This is a genomic window from Amycolatopsis sp. NBC_01286, assembly GCF_035982555.1.
GTDB lineage: Bacteria > Actinomycetota > Actinomycetes > Mycobacteriales > Pseudonocardiaceae > Amycolatopsis.
Genome location: NZ_CP108428.1, coordinates 10,178,844 through 10,198,580, shown reverse-complemented (window position 1 = coordinate 10,198,580; position 19,737 = coordinate 10,178,844). Strand labels below are relative to the sequence as shown.

The 19,737-nt window shown below is 70.9% G+C and carries 19 protein-coding genes; 11 read left to right on the top strand and 8 right to left on the bottom strand.

Annotated elements, in window-relative coordinates:
• Positions 1-44: 44 nt before the first annotated feature.
• The 3 genes from OG570_RS45925 to OG570_RS45915 are packed head-to-tail and all read left to right on the top strand — an operon-like array spanning position 45 to position 2,111.
• The gene (locus OG570_RS45925) at positions 45-800 is read left to right on the top strand and encodes an SDR family oxidoreductase (RefSeq protein ID WP_326954848.1); all 756 of its coding nucleotides are present in this window, start codon (positions 45-47) and stop codon (positions 798-800) included.
• A complete protein-coding gene (locus OG570_RS45920; RefSeq protein ID WP_326954847.1) occupies positions 797-1,696 on the top strand; it encodes an SDR family oxidoreductase in 900 nt (299 codons plus the stop codon). Before OG570_RS45925 ends, OG570_RS45920 begins: the two co-directional genes overlap by 4 nt.
• Before the next feature lie 31 nt (positions 1,697-1,727).
• A complete protein-coding gene (locus tag OG570_RS45915; RefSeq protein WP_326954846.1) occupies positions 1,728-2,111 on the top strand; it encodes a RidA family protein in 384 nt (127 codons plus the stop codon).
• On the opposite strand, the gene asnB is transcribed toward OG570_RS45915, so the two are convergent.
• Positions 2,108-3,892, bottom strand: a complete 1,785-nt coding sequence (asnB, locus tag OG570_RS45910) for an asparagine synthase (glutamine-hydrolyzing) (protein WP_326954845.1) — start codon at positions 3,890-3,892, stop codon at positions 2,108-2,110. The two genes, OG570_RS45915 and asnB, sit on opposite strands and share 4 nt — an antisense overlap.
• 147 nt (positions 3,893-4,039) lie before the next feature.
• Here asnB and OG570_RS45905 point away from each other — a divergent pair, with 147 nt between their 5' ends.
• The gene (locus OG570_RS45905; RefSeq protein ID WP_326954844.1) at positions 4,040-5,305 is read left to right on the top strand and encodes a beta-ketoacyl [acyl carrier protein] synthase domain-containing protein; all 1,266 of its coding nucleotides are present in this window, start codon (positions 4,040-4,042) and stop codon (positions 5,303-5,305) included.
• A gap of 11 nt (positions 5,306-5,316) precedes the next feature.
• On the top strand, positions 5,317-5,814 hold the full coding sequence (locus tag OG570_RS45900) for a pyridoxamine 5'-phosphate oxidase family protein (RefSeq protein ID WP_326954843.1): 498 nt from the start codon (positions 5,317-5,319) through the stop codon (positions 5,812-5,814).
• Between the two features lie 372 nt (positions 5,815-6,186).
• On the opposite strand, the gene OG570_RS45895 is transcribed toward OG570_RS45900, so the two are convergent.
• A complete protein-coding gene (locus OG570_RS45895; RefSeq protein ID WP_326954842.1) occupies positions 6,187-7,344 on the bottom strand; it encodes a steroid 3-ketoacyl-CoA thiolase in 1,158 nt (385 codons plus the stop codon).
• Positions 7,345-7,588: 244 nt separating this feature from the next.
• On the opposite strand from OG570_RS45895, the gene OG570_RS45890 reads away from it, so the two are divergent.
• Complete coding sequence (locus tag OG570_RS45890) at positions 7,589-8,815, top strand: cytochrome P450 (protein ID WP_326954841.1); 1,227 nt, start codon at positions 7,589-7,591, stop codon at positions 8,813-8,815.
• On the opposite strand, the gene OG570_RS45885 is transcribed toward OG570_RS45890, so the two are convergent.
• A complete protein-coding gene (locus OG570_RS45885) occupies positions 8,806-9,369 on the bottom strand; it encodes a dienelactone hydrolase family protein (RefSeq protein ID WP_326954840.1) in 564 nt (187 codons plus the stop codon). The genes OG570_RS45890 and OG570_RS45885 overlap by 10 nt on opposite strands.
• Positions 9,370-9,410: 41 nt before the next feature.
• Between OG570_RS45885 and OG570_RS45880 the strand changes: the two genes are divergently transcribed.
• Together OG570_RS45880 and OG570_RS45875 are read left to right on the top strand one after the other, a co-directional pair.
• Positions 9,411-10,202 (top strand): transglutaminase-like domain-containing protein, encoded by a 792-nt coding sequence (locus OG570_RS45880; RefSeq protein ID WP_247063422.1) that lies wholly within the window; start codon positions 9,411-9,413, stop codon positions 10,200-10,202.
• A gap of 113 nt (positions 10,203-10,315) precedes the next feature.
• Positions 10,316-11,335: a YhjD/YihY/BrkB family envelope integrity protein gene (locus OG570_RS45875; RefSeq protein WP_247063424.1), complete on the top strand. Its 1,020-nt coding sequence runs from the start codon at positions 10,316-10,318 to the stop codon at positions 11,333-11,335.
• Here the strand turns inward: OG570_RS45875 and OG570_RS45870 are convergent.
• The 4 genes from OG570_RS45870 to OG570_RS45855 are packed head-to-tail and all read right to left on the bottom strand — an operon-like array spanning position 11,310 to position 15,095.
• Positions 11,310-11,921, bottom strand: coding sequence for a TetR/AcrR family transcriptional regulator (locus OG570_RS45870; protein ID WP_326947647.1), 612 nt, complete (start codon positions 11,919-11,921; stop codon positions 11,310-11,312). The two genes, OG570_RS45875 and OG570_RS45870, sit on opposite strands and share 26 nt — an antisense overlap.
• Positions 11,922-11,936: 15 nt before the next feature.
• Positions 11,937-13,100, bottom strand: coding sequence for a thiolase domain-containing protein (locus OG570_RS45865; protein ID WP_326947648.1), 1,164 nt, complete (start codon positions 13,098-13,100; stop codon positions 11,937-11,939).
• Positions 13,097-14,110, bottom strand: coding sequence for a thiolase domain-containing protein (locus OG570_RS45860; protein WP_326954839.1), 1,014 nt, complete (start codon positions 14,108-14,110; stop codon positions 13,097-13,099). The genes OG570_RS45865 and OG570_RS45860 overlap by 4 nt, the downstream gene beginning before the upstream one ends.
• A gap of 7 nt (positions 14,111-14,117) precedes the next feature.
• The gene (locus OG570_RS45855) at positions 14,118-15,095 is read right to left on the bottom strand and encodes a Zn-ribbon domain-containing OB-fold protein (RefSeq protein ID WP_326954838.1); all 978 of its coding nucleotides are present in this window, start codon (positions 15,093-15,095) and stop codon (positions 14,118-14,120) included.
• 87 nt (positions 15,096-15,182) lie between these two features.
• Here OG570_RS45855 and OG570_RS45850 point away from each other — a divergent pair, with 87 nt between their 5' ends.
• Entirely contained in the window at positions 15,183-16,730 is a 1,548-nt protein-coding gene (locus OG570_RS45850; RefSeq protein WP_326954837.1) for an acyl-CoA synthetase, read from the top strand.
• A gap of 139 nt (positions 16,731-16,869) precedes the next feature.
• Positions 16,870-17,103: a hypothetical protein gene (locus OG570_RS45845; protein ID WP_326954836.1), complete on the top strand. Its 234-nt coding sequence runs from the start codon at positions 16,870-16,872 to the stop codon at positions 17,101-17,103.
• 163 nt (positions 17,104-17,266) lie between these two features.
• Here OG570_RS45845 and OG570_RS45840 read toward each other — a convergent pair whose 3' ends face one another.
• The gene (locus tag OG570_RS45840; RefSeq protein WP_326960350.1) at positions 17,267-18,055 is read right to left on the bottom strand and encodes a crotonase/enoyl-CoA hydratase family protein; all 789 of its coding nucleotides are present in this window, start codon (positions 18,053-18,055) and stop codon (positions 17,267-17,269) included.
• A gap of 63 nt (positions 18,056-18,118) precedes the next feature.
• Here OG570_RS45840 and OG570_RS45835 point away from each other — a divergent pair, with 63 nt between their 5' ends.
• Complete coding sequence (locus OG570_RS45835; RefSeq protein WP_326954835.1) at positions 18,119-19,735, top strand: acyl-CoA synthetase; 1,617 nt, start codon at positions 18,119-18,121, stop codon at positions 19,733-19,735.
• Positions 19,736-19,737: the final 2 nt, after the last annotated feature.

Below are 19,737 nucleotides of genomic sequence, written 5' to 3'. Positions count from 1 at the left end.
GCTTGGTACGTTAGCATCGGGACGACAAAAGCGGGAGGTCGCAGGTGACACTCGAACTCGGCCTGGACGGCGCGGTCGTCCTGGTGACCGGGGGCGTCCGCGGGGTCGGCCTCGGCATCTCGCACGCCTTCGACCAGGCGGGCGCGCGGGTCGTGACCTGCGCCCGGCGGACGCCGGAGTCGTCGCCGGGGGAGGCGTTCTTCCCTTGTGACATCCGGGATCCGGACGCCGTCGACGCCCTGGTCGCGGAGATCGTGGCGCGCTTCGGGCGGCTGGACGTCCTGGTGAACAACGCGGGCGGCGCGCCCTTCGCGGACACGTCGACGGCGTCGCCGCGCTTCCACGAGAAGGTCGTCGGGCTGAACCTCCTGGCGCCGCTGATCGTCTCGCGCGCCGCGAACGCCGTGATGCAGGGCCAGGACCGGGGCGGCTCGATCGTCAACATCAGCAGCGTGAGCGCGCTGCGGCCATCGCCGGGGACCGCGTCCTACGGCGCGGCGAAGGCGGGGCTCGACAACCTGACCAGCACCCTCGCCGTCGAATGGGCGCCGAAGGTGCGGGTCAACGCGCTCGACGTCGGCATGGTGCGCACGGACGACGGGTACGGCGACCCCGCGGCGCTCGGCGCGACCGTGCCGCTCGGCCGGCTCGCCGAACCGGCGGAAGTCGGCGCGTGCGCGGTGTTCCTGGCTTCACCGCTGGCGTCCTACGTCAGCGGCGCGCGGCTCGTGGTGCACGGCGGCGGCGAGCGTCCGGCATTTCTCGGTGCCCTGGAAGACGCGATGGAGGAGAAGGAATGAAGCTGGTCGAAGGACGCGTCGTGGTCGTCACCGGCGCCGGGCGGGGGATCGGCCGGGCGCACGCGCTCGCGTTCGCCGCCGAGGGCGCGCGGGTGGTCGTCAACGACCTGGGCGCGGCGCTGGACGGCCGTGGCGGCGAAGCGGGCCCGGCGCAGCAGGTGGTCGACGAGATCCGCGCGGCCGGCGGCGAAGCGGTGGCGAACACCGACGACGTCGCTTCGTGGGAGGGCGCGGCCTCGCTGATTCGGGCGGCTCTGGATGCGTTCGGCGGCCTCGACGTCCTGGTCAACAACGCGGGCTTCCTGCGTGACCGGATGCTGGTCAACCTCGCTGAGGACGAGTGGGACGCGGTCGTCCGCGTGCACCTCAAAGGCCATTTCGCGCCCCTGCGGCACGCGGCGGAGTACTGGCGCACTGAGGCGAAGGCCGGCCGCACGCGGGCCGCGCGGGTGATCAACACGAGTTCCGGCGCGGGCCTGCTCGGCAGCGTCGGCCAGGGCAACTACTCGGCGGCGAAGGCGGGCATCCTCGGGCTGACCACGGTCGCGGCCGCGGAGTTCGGCCGCTACGGCGTCACGGTCAACGCGATCGCCCCGGCCGCCCGGACCCGGATGACCGAGACGACGTTCGACATGGCCGCCCCCGACGACGGCTTCGACGCGATGGCCCCGGAGAACGTCTCCCCGCTGGTGGTCTGGCTGGGCAGCACGGAATCTTCGTCGGTGACGGGCCGGGTCTTCGAGGTGGACGGCGGCCGCGTCGGCCTCGCGGACGGCTGGCGCCCCGGCCCGCAACGCGACAAAGGCGCGCGGTGGGCCCCCGTGGAGCTGGGCCCGGTGGTGGCCGAACTGCTGGCGGAGTCGGCGGACCCGGAACCGGTCTACGGCGCCGGATAATTCGGTTGGCGCGGGCCGCTAGCGTGCGCGTATGGCGCGTCAAACCATTCTCAGCGGCTCCACCTTCGAGGAGCAGATCGGCTACGCCCGCGCGGTCGTCGACGGCGGCCGCGTGTACGTCTCCGGCACCACCGGCTTCGACTACTCGACGATGACGATCTCCGACGACGTCGTCGAGCAGGCCGCCCAGTGCCTCCACAACATCGAGGCCGCCCTGACGGAGGCCGGTTGCACCTTCGCCGACGTCGTCCGGGTGCGGTACGTACTGCCGTCGCGGGCGGACTTCGAGCCGTGCTGGCCGGTGCTGCGCAAGGCGTTCGCCGAGGTCCGCCCGGCCGCGACGATGCTGGAGGCCGGTCTGGCCGACCCGCGCATGAAGATCGAGATCGAGGTCGACGCGCACCTGCCCGGTTAGCGCGTCAGCCAGAGGTCCAGGTTGAGCGCGAAGTCGATGCCCGCGCGCGTCGCCCGGTCGGTCTCCGGGCGCGCCAGGCGCTCGCTCAGCCGCGCCGGGTCGAGGTACGTCCAGACCGGCGCGTTCGGCGTGGCCAGCAGATCCGCGGCCTGCGCGCGGATCGCGACGTCGTAGGCCGGATCGTGCGTCGCCGGGTAGGGCGCCTTGACCCGCTCGGTGACGCTGCGCGGGAGCAGATCGGCCACCGCCGCCCGCAGCAGCGACTTCTCCCGGCCGTCGAAAGTGTGGTGCGACCAAGGCGTGTTGAAGGCGTACTCGACGAGCCGGTGGTCGCAGAACGGCACCCGGACCTCCAGGCCGACGGCCATGCTGAGCCGATCCTTGCGGTCGAGCAGGTCCGGCAGCCAGCGCGTCAGGTGCAGGTGGACGACCTCACGCATCCGGCGCCGCTCGGCCGTTTCCCCCGGCAGCACCGGAACTTCGGCGAGCGCCTGCCGGTAGTGCGCTTCGCGATGGGCGCCGATGGCGAGTTCCGCGGCGACGTCGTCGCGCAGCAGCGCGAGGTACGTCCCGCTGCGGCCGGCGAAGTAACGCCACGGATAGCCGTCGGCGAGCGGCTGGTGGAACCACGGGTAGCCGCCGAAGACCTCGTCGGCGCTCTCCCCGGACAGCGCCACCGTCGAATGCTCGCGGACCGCCTTGAACAGCAGGAACAGCGACGTGTCCATGTCGCCGGTCGCGGGCGCGTCCCGCGCGTGGACGACGGCCCGGCGCACCGCCGGATCGGCCAGCGCCGCCGATCCGAGCACCAGGTCACGGTGGTCGAGCCCGCAGTGCGCGACGACGTCCCGCACGTAGGGCGCGTCCGGCGTGGCGCGCAGGGCGTCGGGCACGAACTCGCCGGCGAAGCCGACGGAGAAGGTGCGCAGAGGCGCGTTCGTGAACCGTTGGCCCAGCGCGGCGAGCGCGCTCGAATCGAGGCCGCCCGACAGCAGTGCGCCGAGCGGGACGTCGGCCCGGACGTGCCGTTCGGTGATGTCTTCGAGGAGTTCGCGGATCCGCTCGACGGTCGTGGCGAGGTCGTCCTCATGCGGCTGCGCGTCCAGTGACCAGTACCGGCGCTCGCGGACGCCGTCGGCGTCGACCAGCAGCATCGTGCCCGGCCGGACTTCGCGGACGCCCTGGTGGAGCGTCGTACCTGGGGTGCGGACCGACGCCAGGAAGTCGCGCAGGCCGTCCTCGTCGACGGCCGGGGCGACCAGGCCGGACGCGAACAGCGCCTTGGGCTCGGAAGCGAACAGGACGCCGTCGCCGTGCCGTGCGTAGCAGAGCGGTTTGACGCCGAGCCGGTCGCGGACCAGCAGCAACCGGCGGCGCGGCGCGTCCCAGACGGCGAAGGCGAACATGCCGTCGAGCCGTCGCGGGGCGTCCGTGCCCCACTCCAGGCAGGCGTGCAGCACGACTTCCGTGTCGGTGTGCGTGCGGAACTTGTGCCCCAGCAGCTCCAGTTCGACGCGCAGTTCGCGGTGGTTGAACACCTCGCCGCTGTAGGACAGGACGATCGTGGCCTCGTCCTGGTCGTCGTAGGCCACCATCGGCTGGCGGCCGTTCGCGGGGTCGAGCACGGCGAGCCGGCGGTGCCCGAACGCGACGTGCGCGGCCGCCCAGACGCCGGAGTCGTCCGGCCCGCGGGCGGCGAGGGTCTCGGTCATCCGGTGCACGGTCATGCCGCCGTCCGGGAGCGGGCAGCTGGGGTCGGCCCAGCCCGCGATGCCACACATAACGGGGATTCCTCCGGGGAAGGGGAGATCGCCGAGGCGATCACCCGGGCGGCCTGAATGATCACATAGGGTGTGCGCGGCCGCGGGAACCCGCGCTGCCACGGACGGGTGAATCCGCCGTCCACAGTGGACATCTTTGGGAGAACGATGAACGAGCCGATCGCGATCGTCGGCATGGGCTGCCGGTTCCCCGGCGCGGCCGGCCCGGACGCGCTCTGGGAGCTGCTCGACACGCGCGTGGACGCGGTCGCCGGCGCCGCGCCGGGCGGCCGGTTCGACGCGGCGGAGCTGTACGACCCGGTACCCCGCCGTCGCGGCCGGCTCGTCAGCCTGGCGGGCGGTTTCGTCGGCTCCGAAGAGTTCGACCCGGGGTTCTTCGGCGTGAGCGAACGGGAAGCGGCGGTGCTCGACCCGCAGCACCGCGTCCTCCTGACGACCACGCGCGACGCGCTGGCCGACGCCGGGCTCGACGGCGTCGAGGGCCGCGAGATCGGCGTCTTCATGGGGCAGAGCACGGGCGAGCACTGGGACGGTCTTCAGGGCACGGCCGACATGTACGCGATCGCGGGCGCGGCGGCGCGGAGCATGGCGTCCGGGCGGATCAGCTACGCGTGGGACCTGCGCGGCCCGTGCGCCACGGTCGACGCGGCGTGTTCGTCGGGCACGCTGGCCGTGCACCTCGCGTGCCAGAGCCTGCGCACGGGGGAGTGCGACACGGCGGTGGCGGGCGGTGTCAGCCTGGTCCTGGGCACCGACCACACGCTCGGTTACTCGGCGGCGGGGATGCTGTCGCCGACCGGACGCTGCCGTTTCGGCGACGAGGACGCGGACGGTTTCGTCCGCAGCGACGGCGCGGGCGTCGTCGTCCTCAAGCGCCTGGGCCAGGCCCTGGCCGACGGCGACCGCGTCCACGCGCTGATCCTGGGCAGCGCCCAGGCGAGCAAGGGCCGCACGGCCAAGGCGATCATCGCGCCTTCTGTGGAGGGCTACCTGCAGGTGATCGCCCGGGCGTGCGCGCAGGCGGGGATCGCGCCCACGGAGATCGGCTACGTGGAGGCACACGGCAACGCGGCCCCGGCGGGCGACGTCATCGAGCTGCGGGCGCTCAGCGAGGCGATCGGCGCCGGACGGCCGCCGGGGCAGCCGTGCCTGGTGGGTTCGGTGAAGTCGAACATCGGCCACCCGGAGGCCGCGGGCGGCCTGGCGGGCTTGATCAAGACGGCGATGGTGGTCCGCGAACGGCGGATTCCGGCCACCCTGCACTGCCCACGTCCGACATCGGCGGTCGCCTGGGCAGGTCTGGAACTCGCGTCGTCACCAGCCGAATGGCCCCACCCGGGGCGGGCGTTGGCCGGGGTCAGCACCTACGGGCTGTCCGGGACGTTCGTTCACCTCGTCGTGGGCGGGCTCTGAAACTGTCGGTGGTGGGTGGGACGCTGCTGGGCATGACGAGTTGGCAGGAGTTCTCGGCGCAGTCACCTTCGCTGGCTACGCGGGTGCACGCACGGTTCACGGCGGAGAAGTCGCACGTACTGGCCACAGTGCGCCGCGACGGCGCACCACGGGTGAGCGGCTCCGAGGTGGACTTCCGCGGCGCGGAGGCCTACATCGGATCGATGCTGGACGCGCTGAAGGCCCTCGACCTGCGCCGTGACAACAGGTTCGCGATCCACGCGTACCCGGGCATGGAAGAGGGCGGCGACGCGAAGCTGGCGGGTGTGGTGGCGGAGCTGACGGACAAGGCGGAGATCGCGGCACTGCAAGGAAACGACGAGCCGTGCCACCTGTTCCGGCTGGACCTCAGGGAGGTCGTGCTGACCTGGGTGGCGGAGGACACGCTCTTCGTGGAGAGCTGGAGGGAGGGGCGGGGAACGGTGAAGTTCGCGAGGCCAGGCAACGGTCCCGCAGAGGTGGTGGAGTAACGGAGGACGGGCGTCGGGGGAAGGGGATGCGTTTGGCAGCAAGGCAAAGCTGAACTGATGACGACGTGCGGTCACCTCGGCCGCACGGGCATCGCCGACTCGACTACCGGAGCGGCCAACACGCTAACCGGAGCGGCCAACTCGGCAATCGGGGCGGCCAACTCGGCGACTGGAGCGGCCAACACGGTGACCCAATCGGTCGACACATCGCCGGGAGCGGTCACCCGGCGACCGGAGCAGCCAACACACTGACTGGAGTGGCCAACCCTGCGACTGGAGCGATCAACTCGTCGACTGGAGCGATCAACTCGCCGACCGGAGCGCAACACACCGGCAGGAGCGGCCAACTCGGTGGCTGCCCGGGATCGCGAGTCAGAGGCGTTCGATGATCGTCGCCGTCGCCAGCGCGCCGCCGGCGCACATCGTCACCAGCGCCGTCGCGGCGTCCCGGCGCTCCAGCTCGTGCAGTGCCGTCGTCAGCAGGCGCGCTCCCGTGCTGCCCACCGGGTGGCCCAGGGCGATCGCGCCGCCGTTGACGTTGACTCGGGACTCGTCCGGCGAGAGTGTTCGCTGCCACGACAGCGGCACCGAGGCGAACGCTTCGTTGACCTCGAACAGGTCCGGGTCGGCGATCGTCATGCCCGCGCGTGTCAGCACCCGCTCCGTCGCGCGGATCGGGCCGTCCAGGTGGTAGTACGGCTCCGCGCCGACCAGTGCCTGCGCGATGATCCGGGCCCGGGGGCGCAGGCCCAGGGCCTCGGCGCGCGTGGAGTCCATCAGCAGCAGGGCCGCCGCGCCGTCGGAGATCTGGGATGACGTGCCCGCCGTGTGGATGCCGTCCTCGACCACCGGCTTGAGGCGGGCCAGGCCCTCGGCCGTCGTCTCGCGCAGGCCTTGGTCCCGGGTGATCAGCCGGGTTTCGCCGGTCGGTTCGCCCGACGCGTCGAGGACCGGGGCCTTCACCGGCGCCACCTCGCGGTCGAAGTGGCCGGCCTCCCACGCGGCCGCCGCTTTTTGCTGGGACGCAGCTCCGAACGCGTCGACGTCGGCGCGCGTCAAGCCCCGGCGCACCGCGATGCGCTCCGCCGCGCCGTACTGGTTCGGGAGGTCGATCGACCACGACGCCGGCCGGGGGGAGCCGCCCGCGCGGTTCGTCCCCAGGGGGACGCGGCTCATCGCCTCGACCCCGCAGGCGACGCCGACGTCGATGGCGTCCGCCGCGATCAGGCCGGCGATCAGGTGCGTGGCCTGCTGCGCGGAGCCGCACTGGGCGTCGATCGTCGTCGCGCCCGCCGTCTCCGGCAGGCCCGCGTGCAGCCACGCGGTGCGCGTGACGTTGCTCGACTGCTCGCCGGCCTGCGTGACGCAGCCGCCGATCAGCTGCTCGACCAGCGCCGGGTCGATCCCGGCGCGGTCCAGCAGGGCCAGCTGCGCGGCCCCCAGCAGCTCGGCCGCGTGCAGGCCGGCCAGCAGGCCGCCCCGCTTGCCGATCGGGGTCCGCACGGCTTCGACGATGACCGGCACGCCCATCTGGTCCCCTTCGTCGGGAAGTTCATCGGGAAGACTGTTCAGTAGCCCAAAAACTAGAACAAGTTATCGTTCGATGCAAGACGCCGCAGCGCGGGCGTGATCTCGATCTTGGCCGAGTGAGCGCTCGTTCACCTGGCCTCATCGGTCAAGTTAACAGGTTTCACTGAACGCCCTTCCGCTTGTTAACACCGTATGCTTAAATCCGCTTAGAACGTGTTTCACAAGGCGAACCGTGGGAGGCAACGTGGCCGCTCCGCTCATCCCCGCCGGTTTCGACTTCACGGACCCGGACCTCTACGCCCATCGGCTGCCCCTGGCCGAGTTCGCCGAGCTCCGGCGGACCGCCCCCGTGTGGTGGAACCCCCAGAAGAACAACACCGCGGGCTTCGGTGACGACGGCTATTGGGTCGTCTCGCGGCACGCGGACGTCAAGGAGGTCTCCCGCGACAGCACGCTCTACTCGTCGAGCGAGAAGACCGCGATCATCCGCTTCGACGAGAGCATGACCGAGGACCGCCTCAACGCGAACCGCCTGGTCCTGCTCAACATGGACGCCCCCCAGCACACCAAGCTGCGGCGGATCGTGTCGAAGGGCTTCACCCCGCGCTCGATCGCCAAGCTCGAGGACACGCTGCGGGACCGCGCCGCGAAGATCGTGTTCGAGGCGAAGAAGAAGGGCACGGGCGACTTCGTCACCGACGTCGCCTGCGAGCTGCCGCTGCAGGCGATCGCCGAACTGATCGGCGTCCCGCAGGAGGACCGGCTCAAGATCTTCGACTGGTCCAACCAGATGGTCGCCTACGACGATCCCGAGTACCAGCTCGAGCCGCTCGAGGCGTCGACCCAGCTCATCGGCTACGCCTGGAACATGGCCGAGGACCGTCGCAAGTGCCCGATGGACGACATCGTCACCAAGCTGATCGAGGCCGACGTCGACGGCGAGGCGCTGGGCTCCGACGAGTTCGGCTTCTTCGTCATCCTGCTCGCGGTGGCCGGCAACGAGACCACGCGCAACGCGATCACGCACGGCATGAAGGCGTTCCTGGACCACCCGGCCCAGTGGGAGCTGTTCAAGGAGCAGCGCCCGAAGACCGCGCCCGACGAGATCGTCCGCTGGGCCACCCCGGTGGTCGCCTTCCAGCGCACCGCCACCCGCGACACCGAGCTGGGCGGCGCGCAGATCAAGCGGGGCGACCGCGTCGGGATGTTCTACAGCTCCGCCAACTTCGACCCCGACGTGTTCGAAGACGCGGAGAAGTTCGACATCATGCGGGAGGACAACCCGCACGTCGGCTTCGGCGGAACCGGTTCGCACTACTGCATCGGCGCCAACCTCGCCCGGCTGGAGATCGACCTGATCTTCAACGCCATCGCCGACGTGATGCCGGACATCACCGAAGCGGAACCCCCGGTGCGCCTGCGCTCCAGCTGGCTCAACGGCATCAAGCACTACCCGGTCCGCTACGCCTGAGGCAGCGTCCGGAGGAAGCCGAGCACCCGCTGCCAGGTGAGAGCGGACGCGGCTTCGTCGTGGTCGGGACCCTCGGCGTCGGTGTAGAAGTGGCCGGCGCCGGGGTAGGTGAACACCGCGGCCGTGGGGTTGGCCGCTCGCCAGGCGGCGACCTCGGCCGGCGGTGCGATCGGGTCCGGGTCGGCGACGTGCACCTGCACCGGCAGGCCGACGCGCGCCGACGCCGGGATGGCCCCCAACGCGTGCAGCAGCAGGACTCCCGCCGCGGCGGGACGGTCCGGGAGGACGCCCTGGACGACGCCGCAGCCCATCGACACCCCCAGCAGCACGGTGGCGGGCGGCAGGTCGCGCACCGCGTCGGACGCGCGATCGCTGATCGTCGTCCAGCCGACGTGGTCCATCAGGGCGAAGCCCTCCTCGAGCGTGGGCGCGGTCGAGCCGGCGTAGAGGTCGGGCGTGACGACGTCGTGCCCGGCCGCCCGCAGCCGTTCGGCCGCGCCGAGCTCGACCGGCCGGAGCCCCAGCACCGAATGGAAGACCACGATGTTCACCACGGGGTGATGGTCGCACGCGGCCCGGCTGTCATCATGGCGCGATGGCCCCGCGAGCGAGTGTCGACGTCGAGTTCACCATCCGTGTCACCGAACCCGGCCGGGCGGCGATCTCGGTCGCGGCGGCGAACGCCGACACCGAGGACCTGACCGTCTCCTGGGACGGCGGGAGCGAAGCCGTCCTGTTCGAGCACGGTACCCGCGCCGACGTCTTCGACCTGCCGCTCGGCGAGCACCGCGTCACCTACCACGCCGAGCGCGACCTGGCCGCGGCCGAACCCGAGCCCGTCACCCTCGCCGACATCGCCGTGTTCACCCGGCCGAGCCGGTACTGCCCGTCCGACCGGATCGGCGGCCTGGCGACGCCGGAGATGTACGGCCGCCCCGACGCGCGGTCCACTGTGGACGCGATCGTCCGGAACGTCAACGACCGGCTGCTCTACACCGTCGGCGCCACCCGGCCGACCGACGACGCCATCGACACCCTCCTGGCCGGCGAAGGCGTCTGCCGCGACTTCGCGCACGTGTGCGTCACCTTCTGCCGGTTCTTCGACATCCCGGCCCGCTACGTCGGCGTCTATGCGCCCGGCCTGTCGCCGATGGACTTCCACGCCGTGTTCGAGGCCGCGATCGACGGCCACTGGTACGTCTTCGACGCCACGCACCTCGCGCCGCGCCAGACGATGCTCCGCATCTCCACCGGCCGCGACGCCGCGGACACGTCGTTCCTGGCCACCCTCGGCTGCAGCCTGGACTTCCTGGGCAGCTCGGTGTTCGCGACGACGGACGCCGAGCTGCCCCAGGACGACTGGTCCGAGCTGGTCGCGCTCAGCTGACGCCCCTGGCCGAGGTCACTCCGAGGCCCCCGCACGTCCGGCGAGCGGGTGATGGGGTGCCAAGAGTGCGTGTTGTGTGCGCGAGGAGGGTCCCGGCTGGGTAAACAGTGTCCGTGAAGAGTTCCCCCAAGGCCCCGAGCCCCTGGGCGCGGGCCCGTGCCCGGTACCGGTGGCTGGACCACATCGCCCGCGCGACCAACCGCTACGTCGACACCGGCGGCTACCACTACGTCGCGTCGATCACCTACTTCAGCCTGCTGTCGCTCGTGCCGCTGCTGATGGTGGCGTCGTCGGTGGCCGGGTTCGTGCTGGCCAGCCAGCCGCACCTGCTCGACACGATGGTGCGCGCGATCGTCAGCACGCTGCCCGGCGGGCTGGGGGACAAGGCCACCGACCTGCTCACCGGCTTCGTCGACCAGCGGACGAGCGTCGGCGCGTTCGGTCTGGTGATCGGCCTCTACTCGGGCTGGAACTGGATGAACGCGCTGCGGGACTCGCTCACCGCGCTGTGGGGGCAGAACCGGTCGGACCAGTCGCTGCCGCGGCTGATCGCCGTCGACCTGCTCGCGTTGCTCGGCCTGACGGCGGCGCTGCTGGTGTCGTTCACGATCACCATCTCCGGCACCGCGCTCGGCAGCTACCTGCTCCGGCTGGCCGGCCTCGACGACACGAGCTGGGGGCACCAGCTCGTCTCCGCGTCCTCGGTGCCGCTCTCGCTGGCCGCCGACTGGCTGGTGTTCCTCTGGGTGCTGACCCGGCTGCCGCGTCAGCCCGTGGGCGTGCGCAGCGCGGTGCGCGGCGCGATCGCCCTGGCCCTCGGGTTCGAGGCGCTCAAGCTGGCCGGTGGCTTCTACCTGCGGCTGATCGGCAGCTCGCCGACGGGGATCGCGTTCGGCTCGGTGATCGGCCTGATCTTCTTCATCTCGCTGATCGCGCGGATGCTCGTCTACGTCACGGCCTGGACGGCCACCGGTTCGGACGCGCCGCCGAAGCCGGTGCAGCCGCCGGCGCCGGTGGAGCTGAAGCCGGTGATCGTGGTGGACCCGCCGGTCGCGGTGCCGGCCGCGGTCGGCGTCGTGACCGGGGTGCTCGGGACGCTGCTGGCACTCAAGTGGCGACGTTCGAGAGACTGAAGAGCCGGCCGAGCTGGTGGTCGATCAGTGCGAACACGGCCTCGGGGGTGCGCTGGCCCAGGATGATGCTGGTCTGCAGGCCGTCGACGCTCGAGAGGAGCAGCTCGGCCTCCGGCATCAGCTCGAGGTCCGGCGGCACCTCACCGCGTTGCTGCCCCCAGGCCAGCAGGTCCGCGGTCAGCCGTTCCAGCTCCGGCGGCGCCGCGCTGAACGCCGTCGCGAGGTCGGGGTCGGTCAGCGAGCGGACGAAGTAGGCCAGGTGCACGAGGTAACGCGTGCGGCGCTCGTCGTCCAGCGGGAGCATCCCGACCAGCATCGTGCGCAGGACCTGGCGCGGCGTCGCGTCCGCCTCCGGCCCGACCTCGGCGCGGGTGTGTTCCTCGGCGACCTTGTTGAGGATCTCGAGTGCGCCCAGCAGCAGGTCGTTGCGCGTGCCGAAGTAGTACTGGACGAGCCGCAGCGAGACGCCGGCCTCGGCCGCGACCTTGCGCAGCGACACGTCTTCCAGCCCGCGCGCGCTGGCGATCCGCCAGACGGCTTCGGCGATCTGGCGACGGCGTTGTTCGTGGTCCGCGAGTCTCGGCATGGTGGGTCGAGCGTATCAACGCGGCTTGGCGGCGCCGACCACCCACATCGAGAAGTACTGCGACCCGCCGCCGTAGGCGTGCCCGAGGGCGACGCGCGCGCCGTCCACCTGGTAGTCCCCGGCGCGGCCCATGACCTGCTTCGCGGCTTCGGAGAAGCGAAGCATGCCGGACGCGCCGATCGGGTTGGACGAGAGCACCCCGCCGGACGGGTTGACCGGCAGCCGCCCGCCGATCGCCGTCTCGCCCGCCTCGGTGACCTTCCAGCCTTCGCCCTCCGCGGCGAACCCGAGGTTCTCCAGCCACATCGGCTCGAACCACGAGAACGGCACGTAGATCTCGGCGACGTCCACTTCGGACATCGGGTCCTTGATGCCCGCCTCGGCCCACAACGCGGCCGCGGCGTCGCGCCCGGCCTGCGGGTTGACCTGGTCGCGGCCGGCGAACGTGGTGGGCTCGGTGCGCATCGCCGTCGCGTGGATCCAGGCGGCGCCGCCTTCGACGGCGTCCCCGGCGGCCTCGTCGCCGAGCACCATCGCGCACGCGCCGTCCGAAGACGGGCAGGTCTCGTCGTAACGGATCGGGTCCCACAGCATCTGCGACGCCTGCACCGACTCGACGGTGATGTCCGCCTGACGCAGGTGCGCGAACGGGTTGAGCGCGCCGTTGCGGCGGTCCTTCGCCGCGACGATCGCGCCGATGTGCTCGGGCGCGCCGGAGCGACGGATGTAGGAGCGGACGTGCGGCGCGAAGTAGCCGCCCGCGCCGGCGCCGACCGGCATCTGGAACGGCGGCAGGATCGACAGGCCCCACATCGCGTTCGACTCGGACTGCTTCTCGAACGCCACCGTGAGCACCCGGCGGTGCACGCCGGACTGCACGAGCGACGCCGCGACCAGCGCCGTCGACCCGCCGACCGAGCCCGCGGTGTGCACGCGCAGCAACGGTTTCCCGTTCGCGCCCAGTGCGTCGGCGAGGAACAGTTCGGGCATCATGACGCCCTCGAACAGGTCCGGCGCCTTGCCGAGCACGACGGCGTCGATGTCGGCCCACCCGACCTGGGCGTCGATCATCGCGCGGTCGATCGCCTCGCGCAGCAGGCCCGGCATCGAGACGTCGGTGCGCTTGGCGCGGTGGTGCGTCTGGCCGGTGCCGAGCACGGCCGTGAGCTGCTTGGTCATCGTGCCTCCAGCACGGCCAGGAGGTTCTGCTGCAGGGCGGGGCCGCTCGTCGCGTGCGCCACGGCCTTGCGGGACTCTCCACTGTGGATCCGCCGCGCCGCTTCGCCGATGCGGGCGAGCCCGGCGGAGAACATCGGGTTCGCGGCCAGCGCGCCACCCGAGGGGTTGATGGTCACGTTGTCCTTGAGGCCGAGGGCGGTGCGCAGGATGATCTCCTGGTGCGTGAACGGCGCGTGCAGCTCGGCGAGGTCGACGCCGTCGAGGTCGAGGGCCTTCGCCGCGATCTCGGTCGACGGCGAGCGTGTCAGGTCGCGGGCGCCGAGCACGGGGGAGTCGACCCGGTGCTCGATCCCGGCGATCACCGCCGGGTGCTCGACGATGTCCTTCGCCCGCTCCACAGTGGACAGGACGATCACGGCGGCGCCGTCGGTGATCGGCGCGATGTCGTGCGCGCGCAACGGGTCCGCGACGTACGGCGTGTCCAGCAGCTCGGCGGCGTCGAGGTCCCGGTTGCGCGCGGCGACCTCGGCGAGGTCCTTTTCGGACCACAGGCCGGCGTCGAGACCCATCCGGGCTTGGATACCGGCGATCGAGATCGAGTCCGGCCACAGTGGAGTGACGACGTACGGGTCCATCTGTAACGCGAGCACCCGGCGCAGCTGCCCGGCGCTGGACTTGCCGAAGCCGTAGACGAGCGCCGTCTCGACCTCGCCCATCCGGATCTTCAGCCAGGCCTCGTAGAGCGCCCAGGCGGCGTCCATCTCGACGTGCGACTCGTGGATCGGCGGGAACGCGCCGATCGCGTCGACCGCGGCGATGAACGAGAACGCGCGCCCGGCCAGGTAGTCCGAGGAGCCGGAGCACCAGAACCCGATGTCCTGCTTGGACAGTCCGGTCTGCGCGAAGACCTCGGCGAAGATGGGGACGAGCATCTCCACGCCGTTGGTGGTGCCCGCGGTCTCGCGGACGTTCGGCGCGTGGGCGAAGCCCGCGATCGCGACGTCTGGCATCAGGACCTCACAGGTGGTGGGCGAAGGTTTCGTAAGCCGCGTCCGGCTCGCCGGTCGGCTCGAAGTGGTCGATGTTCTCCAGCGACGTCCACCACTCGTCGCGGGGTTTCCACGCGGCGCGCACGCGCAGGCCCATCCGGACGTCCTTGGCGTCGCAGCCGAGCACGAGGTGCAGGAACGCGATGTCGGCGCCGTCCAGGAGGATGTACGCAGCGACGTAGGGCGGCTTGATCCGCTGGCCCAGGAACGGGACGTTGACGATGCAGAACGTCGTCACGATGCCGGTGTCGGGGAGCTCGACCTCGTCGGTGGTCGGCACGCCGTCGGTCGGGCAGGAGCCGCGCGGCGGGATGTAGACCTTCTGGCACGCGGGGCAGCGCTGGCCGATCAGTTTGCCTTCGGCCAGGCCGCGCAGGTAACGGCTCTCCTCGGGCGACGCGGAGTGCTGGTAGCGCAGGTGCACCGGCGTGATGACGATGCTGACCGGCGCGCCCTCTTCGCGTTCGGCGACCGGGGGAGCGGGCTCGGTCGGCGTCGTGTCCGCGGCGTCGGCGGGGAGGAAGTAGGCGATGTCGCGGATGTGCCCGACGGTGTCGTCGGCCCAGCGGACCCGGACGCGCTGTCCACTGTGGATGTTCGCTGGCGAGCCGGCGTCGACGGCGTGCAGCATCGCGGTGTCGGCGCCGTCGAGCTTGACCAGGGCCCAGGCGAACGGGCGGCTCAGCGGCTGGCCTTCCAGGGGGTGCGGGCACCACGACCAGGAGACGACGGTGCCTTCTTCGGCGACCGGGACGAACTCGCTGAGCGGGTCGGCCGTCACCGGGTCGTACTCCACCGGCGGGACGTGCACCCGGCCGTCGCTGCCGCGGATGCCCTCGATGCGGCGCTCACGCAGCGCGTTCACGAAGCGGCCGAGCACCGGCCCGGTCGAGCGGGTGTAGTCGAAGCCGACGTTGAGGGGTGCCGCAAGCGGTGTCTCGGTCACGGCTTGAGTGAAACACGTTCTCGATTCGTCGGCAAGATTCACCGCCGGACGGTTGCCTGTAGGTGGAACGCGTTCTAGATTTGCGGTATGACGACGACTGCCGCGAAGACGCTGGGCCTGTGGAACATCGCCGCGGAAGAGCCCGAGAAGACGGCTCTGGTCGACCCGGACGGCCGCGGCGTGTCCTACGGCGAGCTGGCCGCGAAGGCCAACCGGTACTCCCGGGGGCTGCAGGAGCTGGGCCTCGACGTCGGCGACGTCGTCGTGCTGCTCCAGCCGAACGGCGACGAACTGGTGGCGGCCTACTTCGCCGCGATCCAGGCCGGGCTGTACGTCGTGGTCGTCAACTGGCACCTGATCGGCCCGGAGGTCGCGTACATCATCGGCGACAGCGGCGCGAAGGCGTTCCTCGCGCACGAGCGCTTCGCCGACGTCGCGATCGCCGCGGCCGACGAAGCCGGGTTGCCCGCTTCGGCGCGCTTCGCGGTCGGCAACGTCCCCGGCTTCCGCCGGATCGAGGAGCTGGGCGCCGGCGAAGGCGACGGACGTCCCGCACGGCGTACGGCGGGCTCGCCGATGCTGTACACGTCCGGCACGACCGGCCGCCCCAAGGGCGTCCGGCGTCCCCTGACGGGCACCGACCCGGACGAGGTGCCGGCGGCGTCGACGTGGTTCTTCGGCGTGTTCGGCCTCGGCCCGCACGACGACCACGTGCACCTGTGCGGCTCGCCGCTGTACCACACGGCGGTGCTGAACTTCGTGGCGATTTCGCTGCAGCTGGGGCATTCCGCGGTGCTGATGGACCGCTGGGACGCCGAGGACATGCTGCGCCTGATCGAGCGCCACCACGTCACGCACAGCCACATGGTTCCGACGCAGTTCCGCCGGCTGCTGGGCCTGCCTGACTCAGTGCGGTCCCAGTACGACCTTTCGTCGCTGCGGGTGATGATCCACGGCGCGGCGCCGTGCCCGCTGGAGGTCAAGCGCCAGATGCTGGCGTGGTGGGGCCCGGTGGTCACGGAGTACTACGCGGCCACGGAGGGCGGCGGCACGGTGATCTCGGGCGAAGACTGGCTGCGCAAGCCGGGCTCGGTCGGCCTCCCGTGGCCGGGCTCGACGATCAAGGTCCTGGACGACGCCGGTGTTTCCCTGCCGCCCGGCGAGACGGGCACGGTGTACATGCAGATGGGCTCATCGGAGTTCTCGTACCACAACGACCCGGACAAGACGGCCGCCGCACGTGTCGGCAAGCTGTTCACCCTGGGCGACATGGGCCACCTGGACTCCGACGGGTACTTGTTCCTCCACGACCGCAAGGCGGACCTGATCATCTCGGGCGGGGTGAACATCTACCCGGCGGAGATCGAGGGCGAGCTGGTGATGCACCCATCGGTAGCGGACGTCGCGGTCTTCGGGCTCCCCCACGAGGACTGGGGCGAGGAGATCAAGGCCGTAGTCCAGCCGGCTCCCGGAGTCACGCCGTCCGACGCTCTCACGGCCGAGTTGCTGGCTTATGCGGCGACGCGGCTGGCGAAGTTCAAGCTGCCGAAGTCGATCGACTACCTCGACGAGCTGCCGCGAGACCCGAACGGCAAGCTGTACAAGCGCCACCTGCGAGCCAAGTACGTGTCGTAACCCGCCACCCGCGTGATCAGGGCCGGAACTTACGTGATTGGGGCCGGAACTCGCGAGTTCCGGCCCCAATCACACGACTTACGTCTTCGATCACGCGAGTGACGTGCTCAGTCACGCGAGTTCCGGCAGGATCGTTCGCATGGACACGGACCTGCCCACCGTCACCGTGCGTTTGTGGCGTGCCGATGCCGTCGTGCTGTTCGATTGGCTGATGAGCACCGACCTCGACGCGGTGCCGATCACGCACCCGGCGCAGAAGCAGGCGCTGACCGACCTGCTGTCCCGGCTGGAACAAGACGCCGGCATCGCCGGTGCGACAACCGAGGAAATCGCGGCAGCGCAGGAGGAAGTCGCCAAGGACATGGGCTGGTAGGCGGCGTCCTGTCGGCCTTCGGTGCGCGTGATTGAGCGGGCATCATTCGTGACTGGCGGGGCATCACCGCGATGCCCCGCCAATCACACGTGATGCCCGCTCAATCACGGGTGATGCCCCTCGGATCACGGGTGAAGCCTGCCGGGTCACGCGTGATACCGGCTCAGCGGTTGTGGAAGTCCGGCTTGCGCTTCTCCGAGAAGGCCCGCGGCCCCTCCTTCGCGTCCTCCGAAGCGAAAACCTCGATACCGTACTGCGAGTCCAGCTTGAAGGCCTCCTCCTCGTGGAGACCTTCGGTGTCGCGGATCGTCCGCAGGATCGCCCGGACCGCGACCGGCCCGTTGGCGTTGACCAGTGCGGCCAGCTCCAGGGCGCGAGACAGAGCCTGGCCGTCCGGGACGACGTGACCGATCAAGCCGATCGCCAAGGCTTCCGCGGCGGACAGGTGGCGGCCGGTCAGCAGGATGTCCGCCGCCACCGTGTACGGGATCTGGCGTGGCAGCCGGACCGCCGAGCCGCCCATCGGGAAGAGGCCCCAGCGCGCCTCCGACACTCCGAACCGGGCCGACGTGCCCGCCACCCGGATGTCCGTTCCCTGCAAGATCTCCGTGCCGCCCGCGATCGCCGGGCCCTCGACCGCCGCGATCAGCGGCTTCTTCAGGCGACGGCCCTTCAAGAGGCCTGGGATACGCGAAGGATCAAAGCGACCTGACGAGAAAGACTCGGACGGCGAGTTCCGCGACATCGACTTCAGGTCCGCGCCGGCGCAGAACGCGCCGCCGGCGCCGGTCAGGACGCAGCTGCGGATCGTGTCGTCCGCGTCGACCCGGTCCCAGGCGTCGACCATGATCGACATCATCTCGCCCGTGATCGCGTTGCGGGCCTCCGGGCGGTTCATCGTGACGATCAGCGTCGGCCCGTCCTGCGAAACCAGCGCGTGCGGTTCACCCACCGAAACCTCCTCGAACAACGCGGTGCCATTGCCCAGAACGATAACATGTTCTACTTTGAGGGCGTGGCACTCAACATCGCGGATCTTCTGGAGCACGCCGTCGACGCCGTGCCGGAGCGCGTCGCGGTCGTGTGCGGCGACCGGCGAGTCACCTTCGCCGAACTGGAGGCGCGGGCCAACCGGCTCGCCCACCACCTCGCCGCGCACGGCGTGGGACGCGGATCCCACATCGGGGTCTACTCCCGCAACTCGATCGAGGCCCTCGAGGCGATGATCGCCGCGTACAAGCTGCGCGCGATCGCCGTCAACGTCAACTACCGCTACGTGCACGGCGAGCTCGCGTACCTCTTCACGGACGCTGATCTCGTCGCGCTCGTGCACGAGAGAAGCTACTCCGACAAGGTCAGGGCCGTCCTGCCCGAGGCGCCGAAACTGAAACACGTTGTCGTCGTCGAAGACGGCAGCGACGGTGACTTCGGGAGCTACGGCGGCGTCGAGTACGAAGCCGCGCTGAGGGAACAGTCGCCCGAGCGCGACTTCGAAGAGCGCAGCAACGACGACCTCTACATCCTCTACACCGGCGGCACCACCGGCTACCCGAAGGGCGTCCTCTGGCGCCACGAGGACATCTGGCGCGCGCTCGGCGGCGGCATCAACTTCGTCACCGGCGAGTACGTCCCCGACGAGTGGACGCTCGCCGAGCAGGGCAAGTCCGGCAGCCTGACGCGCCTGCCCGCCGCGCCGCTGATCCACGGCGCCGCGCAGTGGGCCGCGTTCGGCGCGTTGTTCACCGGCAGCCCGGTGGTGTTCGTGCCGCGCTTCGACGCGCACGAGGTTTGGAAAGCCGTGCAGGAGCACAAGGTCCAGGTCCTCACGATCGTCGGTGACGCCATGGCGCGCCCGCTCATCGAGGCCTTCCGCGAGGGTGACTACGACGCGTCGTCGCTCGTCGCGGTGTCGAGCCACGCCGCCCTGTTCTCGCAGTCGGTCAAGCAGGAGTTCGTCGCGCTCGTGCCGAACGCCGTGATCACCGACGCGATCGGCTCGTCCGAAAGCGGTTTCACCGGGATCGGCATGGTGGGCAAGGACTCCGACCACAGCGCCGGCCCGCGCGTCAGCTTCGGCAAGGACGCCATCCTGCTCGACGACGACGGCCACCTGGTCGAGCCGAAGGCGGGCGCGATCGGGCTGATCGGCCGCCGCGGGCACGTCCCGCTCGGCTACTACGGCGACCCCGAGAAGAGCAAGACGATCTTCGTCGACATCGGCGACGTCCGGTACGTCGTGCCCGGCGACTACGCGCGCTACGAAGAGGACGGCACGGTCACGCTGCTCGGCCGCGGCTCGCAGTGCGTCAACACCGGCGGCGAGAAGGTCTACCCCGAAGAGGTCGAAGGGGCGCTGAAGTCCCATCCCGACGTCTTCGACGCGCTCGTCATCGGCATCCCGGACGAGCGGACCGGCCAGCGCGTCGCTGCCGTCATCCAGCTCCGGGAAGGCGCCGAGCCGGACCTCGCCGGGATCGACGAGCACGTCCGCCACGAGGTCGCCGGGTACAAGGTGCCGCGCACCGTGTGGCTGACGGCCGAGATCGGCCGCTCGCCGAGCGGCAAACCGGACTACCCGTGGGCCCAGCGCTACGCGGCCGAGCACGACCCGGCCACGGCCCAGCCCGTCTGAGG

Bases quoted from the DNA above. Each gene is read 5' to 3' on its own strand.
- OG570_RS45920 (WP_326954847.1), top strand. From the start codon at position 797: ATGAAGCTGGTCGAAGGACGCGTCGTGGTCGTCACCGGCGCCGGGCGG.
- OG570_RS45915 (WP_326954846.1), top strand. From the start codon at position 1,728: ATGGCGCGTCAAACCATTCTCAGCGGCTCCACCTTCGAGGAGCAGATC.
- asnB (WP_326954845.1), bottom strand. From the start codon at position 3,892: ATGTGTGGCATCGCGGGCTGGGCCGACCCCAGCTGCCCGCTCCCGGAC.
- OG570_RS45905 (WP_326954844.1), top strand. From the start codon at position 4,040: ATGAACGAGCCGATCGCGATCGTCGGCATGGGCTGCCGGTTCCCCGGC.
- OG570_RS45895 (WP_326954842.1), bottom strand. From the start codon at position 7,344: ATGGGCGTGCCGGTCATCGTCGAAGCCGTGCGGACCCCGATCGGCAAG.
- OG570_RS45880 (WP_247063422.1), top strand. From the start codon at position 9,411: ATGGCCCCGCGAGCGAGTGTCGACGTCGAGTTCACCATCCGTGTCACC.
- OG570_RS45870 (WP_326947647.1), bottom strand. From the start codon at position 11,921: ATGCCGAGACTCGCGGACCACGAACAACGCCGTCGCCAGATCGCCGAA.
- OG570_RS45865 (WP_326947648.1), bottom strand. From the start codon at position 13,100: ATGACCAAGCAGCTCACGGCCGTGCTCGGCACCGGCCAGACGCACCAC.
- OG570_RS45860 (WP_326954839.1), bottom strand. From the start codon at position 14,110: ATGCCAGACGTCGCGATCGCGGGCTTCGCCCACGCGCCGAACGTCCGC.
- OG570_RS45850 (WP_326954837.1), top strand. From the start codon at position 15,183: ATGACGACGACTGCCGCGAAGACGCTGGGCCTGTGGAACATCGCCGCG.
- OG570_RS45845 (WP_326954836.1), top strand. From the start codon at position 16,870: ATGGACACGGACCTGCCCACCGTCACCGTGCGTTTGTGGCGTGCCGAT.